This window comes from uncultured Campylobacter sp. (assembly GCF_938045775.1).
GTDB lineage: Bacteria > Campylobacterota > Campylobacteria > Campylobacterales > Campylobacteraceae > Campylobacter_B.
The window spans coordinates 1-2509 of sequence record NZ_CALIBH010000112.1; the positions used below are offsets into that span (position 1 = coordinate 1).

1 protein-coding gene and 1 pseudogene are annotated in these 2509 nt (G+C 50.8%); both read right to left on the reverse strand.

Annotation, left to right across the window (positions count from 1 at the left end):
* Nucleotides 1–17: 17 nt before the first annotated feature.
* Entirely contained in the window at nucleotides 18–449 is a 432-nt protein-coding gene (gene nikR / locus Q0238_RS04215; RefSeq protein ID WP_005870445.1) for a nickel-responsive transcriptional regulator NikR, read from the reverse strand.
* Between the two features lie 594 nt (nucleotides 450–1043).
* Nucleotides 1044–2509, reverse strand: a pseudogene (locus Q0238_RS04220) (hypothetical protein); the annotation flags it as partial.

Here is a 2509-nt window from a genome sequence, read left to right on the forward strand (position 1 = left end):
AAAAACGTGCAAAAGCCCTACGCTTCGGTGATGACCGCCTTTACGAGCTTGGAAAATTTCACCCCTTTTAGTGCGCCGATTTTGGCGCTGAGTCGCTCGATCTTTGAAATTTTATCCCGCATCGTGATCTCCTCGAAGCAGTGGCGCTCGTCGATGTGGAAGTGGCTGGTGCTGACGATGGTGACGTTTGCGTGATGCTCGATCTCTACGAGCTGCTCGATCAGATCGCTTTGGTGATGATCGTAAGCGATGCAAAGCACGCCCACGCAGTCATCCTCGCCATCTCCGTGAAGCACGCCCTCGACCATCTTTTCGCGTATGAGATCGCGGATAAACTCGCTGCGGCTTAGATATTGCTTGGCGCGCACCATCTCGTCGAGATCCTCAAAAAGCTTCGTCGGCAGCGAAATGCTAAATCTTACGGCGCTCTCTTTTTCCTCTTTTTTCATAGCTCCCCTCATTTCGCGTATTTTGAATGTAATTTTACCGAAATTCCGCTCAAATAGTAAGAATTTCGCGCTAATTTGGCTTATTCTTTAAAAATTTAAAGCTCCAAGGCACCGCGCTTATTTTGAAATTTTGCTCGCGATTTCGCGTTATATTTTAGTGCTAGCGCGATGAAATTTTACCGGTGCTACCGTTATTTTAAATTCTACCGCGAGCTTGCGTTCAATTTTAAGAGTCAGGCGCTAAATAGCGTCTTGGCTTGGGATTTGCGCAGTATCTAGCCACGCGCCGCGGTAGAATTTTGCATCGATTGCCATAGTGGTGCGCCGTGACGCTATGGCAGGCAACGGCGCGCCGTTAAATTTTAAAATTTTAACGTTTCGGCTGCGACATATGAAGACGGCAAAGCGTAAATTTGCTCGCTGATTTTGCGATTTTAGAAAAGCTAACCGCGGTGGATTTTATCGCCCGTAGCGTTAAAATTTACGCAAAGAGTAGGTAGGACGCAGAGTTCATTAAATCTAGCGGCGAGATGATACGATAAATTTTACAAAGAGCGAGCTTAACGGCTATAATTGCGTTTTTTGTGGACGAGCTTAGCGCGAAATTTCGCTTAGATACGCCGCGAGCTGCCCGTATGCGATGCCGCTGTCGTTGCACGGAATCTCGCGGTTTAGATGAAATTTGATGCCCCGCGCGCATAGCTTTGCGCACGTAAGATTTAGAAGCGTCGCGTTTTGAAAGACCCCGCCGCTTAGCACGACCTCGAGCCCGAAGCCCTCCGCAAACTCCGCGATAAAGTTTGCGATGGCGTTTATAAATTTCGTCGCAGCCAAGCGCGGCTCATCGCTCAAAGCCTGCAAAAACGCCGCTTCGTAATCGATCACGTAGCATTCGCCGCCAAGGCCCCACGGCGCCTCGCCATCTGAGGAATTTGCCGCGGCGTTTGATATGGAATTCGCCGTAGAATTCGCTGTGTTTATCGATAAATCATAATTTATCTCGCCCGCGGAATTTAAACTACAAGCGCTTGTCGAATTCGGCGCATAGGCAAAATTTTGCTCGGCATCGTAGGCCTCGGAATTTGATGCAGAATTTTCGGTCTTGCCCGCCGCACTCCAAACATTCGCGGCTGCAAATCTTTCTCTGCTGGCAAAATTGGTCGGACAATTATTGCAATCTATCGCGCCGCTAAAATTTTCTGTTACGCCCACCGCGCCGTCGGTAGAATTTCCCGCGCAGACGCTGCTGCTGTCATTACGCTCTGCGCTGCGGATAGGATTTTTTGCGGCGACAAATTTCTCGCTCGGGCTTGCTGCGCCGCCGACAGGGCTTTTCTCGCTCAAAACCCCTACCCCATTCGCCCTTTTTAGCGCAAACTTGTAGCTCTGCTCGCAGCCCTGGATATAGAGGTTCTCAAGTCGCATGCCCGCTTCGCCGTCGAAGCTTACGGATCGCAAGTCGCAAATGACCGCAGCAAACGCGTCGAACAGCCGCCCTAGCGAGCTTGAGCGGACGGCACGCGGCGCGATTTTTTCTAAATTTGCGACTTCGCTCGCGTTAAATTTTGCCAAAAACTCGCGCGCAGCGTCCTTTGCATTAAATTTAAACACGAGCGCAAGCGCAAGCTTGTAGATGTTTTTGATCGCATTCTCGCCGCCGATAAGCGCGATCTCGTCAAATTTTGCGACGCGACGATAGCCGTGCGGATCAAACACCATCATCTCGCCTCCCCAGATCGTGCCGTCCGTGCCGTAGCCGGTACCGTCGAAGCAGAAGCCGAGGTATTTTTTGCCGCTGCCTAGCAGCTCATTTTGCGCCAGATTCGACACCAGATGCGCGAAATGGTGCTGGTAGCGAACCACGGAGTATCCGCGCTGCTCGAAAAATCGCGTGTGTGAAAACTGCGGGTGCAGATCCGCGATGACGGCGTCGAACTTCAGCTCGTAGGCGCGCACGAACATATCCAAAAGCGCAAAAAATCGCTCATTCGTGGCGACGTTTTTAAGATCGCCGATGTAGGGCGAGATGAAAATTTGCCCGTCTTTGTAGATCGCAAACT